Annotated in this window: 6 protein-coding genes; 4 read left to right on the top strand and 2 right to left on the bottom strand. The window is 38.3% G+C overall.

The window, feature by feature from the left end; genetic code table 11:
- Positions 1–799 precede the first annotated feature (799 nt).
- Positions 800–937, bottom strand: a complete 138-nt coding sequence (locus F6K13_RS13375) for a photosystem II reaction center protein K (RefSeq protein WP_124146178.1) — start codon at positions 935–937, stop codon at positions 800–802.
- Positions 938–1,229: 292 nt separating this feature from the next.
- On the opposite strand from F6K13_RS13375, the gene F6K13_RS13370 reads away from it, so the two are divergent.
- From F6K13_RS13370 to F6K13_RS13360, 3 genes are all read left to right on the top strand, one after another.
- Entirely contained in the window at positions 1,230–1,835 is a 606-nt protein-coding gene (locus F6K13_RS13370) for a class I SAM-dependent methyltransferase (protein WP_124146179.1), read from the top strand.
- Complete coding sequence (locus tag F6K13_RS13365; protein ID WP_124146180.1) at positions 1,832–2,860, top strand: alpha/beta fold hydrolase; 1,029 nt, start codon at positions 1,832–1,834, stop codon at positions 2,858–2,860. The genes F6K13_RS13370 and F6K13_RS13365 overlap by 4 nt, the downstream gene beginning before the upstream one ends.
- Before the next feature lie 808 nt (positions 2,861–3,668).
- Positions 3,669–4,751 carry a saccharopine dehydrogenase family protein gene (locus F6K13_RS13360; RefSeq protein ID WP_124146181.1) on the top strand — a complete coding sequence of 361 codons (1,083 nt, stop codon included), beginning with the start codon at positions 3,669–3,671 and terminating at the stop codon, positions 4,749–4,751.
- A gap of 394 nt (positions 4,752–5,145) precedes the next feature.
- Here F6K13_RS13360 and F6K13_RS13355 read toward each other — a convergent pair whose 3' ends face one another.
- On the bottom strand, positions 5,146–5,775 hold the full coding sequence (locus F6K13_RS13355) for a DedA family protein (RefSeq protein WP_124146182.1): 630 nt from the start codon (positions 5,773–5,775) through the stop codon (positions 5,146–5,148).
- Positions 5,776–5,935: 160 nt separating this feature from the next.
- Between F6K13_RS13355 and F6K13_RS13350 the strand changes: the two genes are divergently transcribed.
- Positions 5,936–6,073, top strand: a complete 138-nt coding sequence (locus F6K13_RS13350) for a hypothetical protein (RefSeq protein ID WP_287287604.1) — start codon at positions 5,936–5,938, stop codon at positions 6,071–6,073.
- Positions 6,074–6,356: the final 283 nt, after the last annotated feature.

Below are 6,356 nucleotides of genomic sequence, written 5' to 3'. Positions count from 1 at the left end.
TTCCTACTACTATGCAACACCAATTTAGCTTATATTCCCATGATGTTAAAGTTGGATTTAAGTTTTTATCCTCATGTTTTGACTTAGATAAAACGTATATCTAAAAGACCTGTTTTCCCCAAAAAAAATGCTAATCTGTCTTAGATTTATCTAAGTTTTTTTTAGCGACGATAATCAAATGATTTTCCAGTAATAACTAAGTAGAAAGAAGACATAAATCAAGAAAAATAATCAGTGTTGCATATTAAATGAATAATTAGTAATAGCTAATTTTCAAGAAGCAATTAATTATTCCCTAACAGTAGTTTTATCCTCCTACTATCCAACACCAAATTACTTTGGAAAACAAATTATCTTATCTTATAGATGAGTAACCTAAATTTTTTTTATAGGTCTATTTAACTGATGCAATTAATACTGGTTAAATAAGTTAGGTTAACCACCATGTGCTGTGGGATGGTACGTTAAATAACACACTTCGCACCCCACGTTTCTAAATATTTATTTGATATTTATTTGACAAAGACTCTATTATAAGTTTATCTTTTCTGTAGTGGGTTTAATGCTCAACCGTCTACACAATGTTTAAAATTTTTTGGGGTTTGTAGACACGAAGTGGCTTGTCGTTGACTATCCATAAGCAATTTTCCCTTCTGCCTTCTGCCTTCTGCCTTCTTCAATGAACTTATCCTATTAATACTGGTTAAAAAAGTTAGCTATCAGCTTCCCAATTATTATGCCTAATAAATTCTGATAAATAATTAGAATGGTAACTGATAGCTATCTTTAAGATTAATCTTTATTTGAAACCAACTGCTGCTTGCCACACAAAAGCTAACAACAAGAAGAAAACAGGAATTACTGGTAAAACATCAACTAACGGGTCAAAAATAGAGTAAGCTTCTGGCAGTTTTGCCAATAACATTGTTAATTCCATAAAATCTACCTACCTTTTTCACAAAATTTTTATGATATTTAGTATATCTTAACCTGAGCAATTAACATCAAAACTTATCTCCTCATATCTAAATCTCAACTAATGGAAATATTGGTGTTGGTAAATCCAGTAATTAATATCTGAGGGACAAAAATATTTCAAAACTTCAGATAGTAAATGAACGGCAGGCTAAAATATTTGAGCATTTCTACGGACTAGGAATAGCACAAAGTTTTAGGATTTAATCTAAAGTAGAATATCTACTATTAATAGAATATTGAATAACAAAAGAATGTCTGAGATAGAAACAAACCAGTGGTTAAAGTGGATTTGTTCGAGTCAAAATATTGATGAGTTAGTGGAAAACTACGACCAATGGGCAGATACCTATGAGACAGATATTGAGAGATTTTGGAAACCAGTGCCTTTAGCAGCATCACTTATGCTTGCTCAATATGTGGCCAATAAACAGGACACAATTCTTGATGTTGGGGCGGGAACAGGTCTAGTTGGTGTGGCCTTAGCTGAATTGGGATTTGAACAAATCATAGGTATGGACATATCACCTAGTATGTTGACCAAAGCAGCAGAAAAAGGCATATATAAATCCTTAGTTTGTTGCTTTATAGGTGATGAGCAATTCAGAAACTTAGAGAGGGCGAGTGGTATTGTCGCTACAGGAGTATTTGCGGAAAACCATGCTGGTTCAGCAGAACTGAATCAACTTCAAGACAATATCAAGTCTGGAGGTGTGTTGGTTTTCACGGCACGTCAGAGTTTCTTGCCTAAACTTGAGAAAGTCTTAAACCAACCAGAATGGACTCTTATTGATTCCAAAGTAATGCCGATTTACGATGATCCTATTAATCTTTTAGCGTACAAAATTTGTCAAAAATGAATTCAGAATTGAAAAGACTTAAGCAAATTAATCAAAAGTTGGCAACATCTCCTAATCTAAGTCGCCGTGAATTGCTGGAGATGAAAGTGATTCAAGAAAGCCAAGAATTGGTTAATCGAGTCGGTGCTACAAACGAACCTAAACAAAGTCTGCCATTCACGAAGTTATATCTACCGATGGCCTTCACAGGTATTTTAGAGCCAAATAAGTTAGTTGATGATACTCATCGTGCAATTCAGATCCTATTACCTGGTACTGGAACGACCTTTTCTGTTGCTGAAACACTATGTGATGTTGCAGGTACTTTTCATGGGCGAAAAAGCAAAAACCGTGGACGTGGGCGTAAAAGTAACCAAAGCTTACTAACTGAATTACTACCCGATGGTGAGACATTCCGTGTAGCATCTTTTCCTACTGACCTTCCTCTCAATGGTATGGGTTCAGATGCCCCATTTGAGTTTGCCAGCGAGCAAGGTCTAATGATCATGCTTCGTCATGTCCACCTGGTTTTGTCACGACTTTATCCCGATCGCCCAGTTTTTATTGCTGGACGTAGTCAAGGTGGTATAGCTGCCATACTTTATGCACAACATTATGATGACTTAGCTGGGGCAATTGCAGTTAATCCGCCACACCCAGACCCAGAGTTGTTCCAGTTTACTGTTCAATATTTGGAGGATAAAGCGGAAGTTTTGGCCGACCTTCTCCATGCTCCCGGTGTTACTTTGCATCCTCGTAGTTGGGAAGCTTACAAGACTTTTACTCCTGAGTTTAACTATCCATCTAGAACATCCCGATCTCCAATCCTAACTTTGGTTAGCTTGGGCGATCCATTCAACTTGTTTCCCCAGTATGCTCATGCACTGAAGGAATTTGCAGAAAATGACGAAAAATGTAAGTTACATATACTTGATGCAGGACACAATCTTTGGGATAGAAAATCAGAAGATACATATCGAGAAGTAATTCGTTTGCAAACTCAATTCATTTTGAACCAGATGAAATATGAGTTTGCTCTAGCTTGAATGCTATGGGAGATAAAACAGATATTATGATAATCTAAATAACTTAGGCTTGTTAATTATCAGAAAGGTATGAACTCAAGTAATTAGAAGTTAATAAAACATGAAGTGAATTAGGATAAAAGAATAAAATTTTGGAGGAATTACTTTCACATTTTTATTACTATGCCAATATTTTTTAGATCTAAAAAATACTCATCAAGAAGATATTGAAGTCCTTTAAACTGTTCAGCGCGGTGGCGTTGCTGAGGGGCGGGATGAATCTTTTTTGAACAGGTAAATCTCATCCTTAATACTTCATACTTCTTTTTTGCCCAAGCATACAATTCGTCCCACAAATATGCAACGCCGGGGGGTTAATCATCTTTAGGTTAAAAGAAAAGCTTATTTATCATTAATATTAAATCGGAAGCTATTGAATGGGAATAAATAATTTTTGAACGAATGGAAAAATTGACTAAAAAGACATTAGATGTTGAAGTATATCTAAATTTGCATAGCTATTTTAACCATAATTTACGATCTATAAAAATCTTGATCTGTGATTAGCTATTTTTTGCTTTAGTCAAGATATTCACTTCAAATGTATAAATATTGTCTCGTTGTTTTAAAAATATTAATTTCAGGTTGCCGATCAAATAGTAAGTTACTAAAAAAGCATTAGATGTTTAACTCGTTTTGAGAAATTATTCGCCAGTAAGTGTATATTATTATGTTTTCTACTACCCTACTCCTCCACTCAAGAAAACATAGAAAAGTTTTTGATATTTGGTATTAAATATTTTAGGAAATCCTCAAACAATTAATAAGTATGTATCAAGTCACAATCTTAGGAACAGGAAAAATTGGATCGGCGATCGCCAAGCTCTTACATTACAGTGGAGATTACAGCATACTTGTTGGAGATATAGACCCTAGAGCTTTAGAAAACTTAACCGCATCTTTGCCAGTCAATACTTTTGTCATAGATGTGACTGATGAAGTTGCTCTTGCAGAAAAACTAGAAGGCCAAGATTGTGTTGTTTCTGCTTGCTCCTATGAGGTCAATCCTATTATTGCTCGTGCTGCTGCCAAAGCTGGAGTTAGTTATTTCGATCTAACAGAAGATGTGGCCACTACCAATGCAGTTCGCTCCATTGCTGAAAAAACTCCTGATGATTTGATCTTCGCACCCCAATGTGGACTTGCTCCAGGGTTTATCGCCATCCTTGCTCATCATCTGTGTAGTGGTTTTGAGAAGCTTGACGAGGTAAAAATGCGTGTCGGTGCTTTACCCCAATATCCATCTAATATGATGATGTACAACCTCACCTGGTCTACCAAAGGTCTGATTAATGAATACTGTAATCCTTGCGAAGCTATTCATAACGGTCGTAAAATTGAGGCAATGCCTTTAGAAGAGGTAGAACATTTCTCTGTAGATGGGGTAAATTACGAAGCATTTAATACTTCTGGCGGCTTGGGGACTCTTTGTGAAACTCTTGAAGGCCAAGTGCGTACTCTCAACTACAAGACCGTGCGTTATCCAGGTCATCAATATCTGATGAAATTTTTAACTCAAGAATTGGGTTTAAGCGATCGCCGCGAACTTCTGCAAGAAATATTGGAAAATTCTATTCCTATTACTAAGCAAGATGTAGTAGTTATTTTCTGTACTGTAACTGGTTGGAAAAATGGCTATCTTCAACAAATAAGCGATGTCCGCAAGATTTACTCCCTCAATTTGCATGGAGAAACCTGGAGTTCTATCCAGCTTACAACTTCTGCTTCTGTTTGTGCTGTCTTAGATATGTATCTCCATGGGGAAATTCCACATACTGGTTTCCTCAAACAAGAGCAGATTAACCTAGATGCCTTTCTTAGAAATCGTTTTGGTTGTTATTATAACCTGTAACTGTTACAGGATTTTTGCTCCTAATTAACAATGGTTTCCACTTGTCGAGTTTGATATTTTTTAGACCGTAAACTTTGTGAGTTATACCATTTTCAAAAAATACTGTTACAGTGCTTTATTCTGTTAGTAGGAGTTTTGAGATTAATACTGTAGCGACCTTTTTTGAATTTGGTATTAAACTATATTCAAGCATATTTTTCGTGACATCCTCTCTAGCTATTAGGCGCGGAGATCCCTACTAAAATTATAGCTCTTCAGTGAGTTGGCGTTTTTATGGCGCAAAGCTTCTGCTAAAATCGGATGCTGCGAACTAATACGGTAGTCCTACACTTTCCTCTGCGTCCGTTTAGAGTTTCTGAGTGGCCCTCGGCAGCTAATATTAAAACTTAAATTATCAACCTGTATTTTCTTTTCCTTTCTTCAAAGACTCTAACCAAATAGGAATCAAAATCCAAGCTACCACTAACACCAAAGCAGCTACACCAAATTGTGCCACCCAAGATACTAACTTTTCTAGAGGTACAACTTGTCCCAAAAAGAAGGATAAACTGACCATTGTTAATGCCCAAATAGTCGCTCCACTAGCATTGCATAATAAAAATTTCCAGTAAGGCATTTGAGCAATTCCCGCCAAAGGGCCAGCAAAAATCCGTAGTAACGTAATAAATCGACCAAAAAATACTGCTTTAGCTGCATTTTTACTAAACTGATTTTTCGCGTCTATCAGTTTTTCTTCTTTAATCCGAAATATTTGACCTAACTTCAACATTAATGGCCAGCCACCATACTTGCCAAGCAAATATCCACAACTGTCGCCGAATACTGCACCTATAATTGCACAGCTAAGTACATATCTATAAAGTAATTCCCCACTACCTGCAAGGAACCCACCTACGAGTGTAACTGTTTCTCCTGGTAAGGGAACTCCTGCATTTTCGAGGGCTATTCCTAAAAAAATGGCTAGATAGCCGTATTTATTGGCAATTAATTGAATTGTTTCTAATGATACAAATTCTAGGGACATTATACGGTAATCTTTAAGCGAACTTGATCAAATTTATCATTTTTTTATATTTTATTGCCAAATAGTGGCTTGTAAAGTCTGTAAAGATGGTTTTGAGGGGTAGCCAATCTCAAAAAGCATTAACGAAAACCTCGACGGCTGGCTGCGGCTGGCCCGCGCGATGGTCGTGCTGGGCGAAGAAGACCGCGCCTTTGCCGCGTTGAAAAATGCCGAGCCGCTGGTCCTGCTTCTTGCCCCTGACGACCCGCAACGCCGTCTTGTGGAGGAGGGGCTGAAGCGGTTTGGCGGCGGGGAGTAGCCACGCCTGAGGCCCGGTAAGGGGTCGCTCCTGCCGGGTTTGAATGGCTCAAACATGCGTAAGGAAAGGTGGGCCCACCCCGGAGCATATCCGGGCGTCGCGGTTCCCCCAGCGGGTCCCCCCGCCAGCGGCCTTGCCTGTCGCCGGTGATCGCAAAGCAGCCCTGACACGAACTGCCGCAACCCCATCCATGCGTCGCGCCTGTAAGAGGCGCTGGTACCGGGGATGGGTTCTATGCTCGAACCGTTAAGCGCGTATGAGCCGGGCGTGCGCTAGGGCCTGT

This window comes from Okeania sp. SIO2B9 (assembly GCF_010672505.1).
Classification (GTDB): Bacteria; Cyanobacteriota; Cyanobacteriia; order Cyanobacteriales; family Microcoleaceae; genus Okeania; species Okeania hirsuta.
This window is presented reverse-complemented; position numbering and strand designations above follow the sequence as displayed.

Coding starts and splice junctions, on each gene's coding strand:
- F6K13_RS13350 (WP_287287604.1), top strand. CDS start 5,936: ATGGTCGTGCTGGGCGAAGAAGACCGCGCCTTTGCCGCGTTGAAAAAT.
- F6K13_RS13370 (WP_124146179.1), top strand. CDS start 1,230: ATGTCTGAGATAGAAACAAACCAGTGGTTAAAGTGGATTTGTTCGAGT.
- F6K13_RS13360 (WP_124146181.1), top strand. CDS start 3,669: ATGTATCAAGTCACAATCTTAGGAACAGGAAAAATTGGATCGGCGATC.
- F6K13_RS13375 (WP_124146178.1), bottom strand. CDS start 937: ATGGAATTAACAATGTTATTGGCAAAACTGCCAGAAGCTTACTCTATT.
- F6K13_RS13355 (WP_124146182.1), bottom strand. CDS start 5,775: ATGTCCCTAGAATTTGTATCATTAGAAACAATTCAATTAATTGCCAAT.
- F6K13_RS13365 (WP_124146180.1), top strand. CDS start 1,832: ATGAATTCAGAATTGAAAAGACTTAAGCAAATTAATCAAAAGTTGGCA.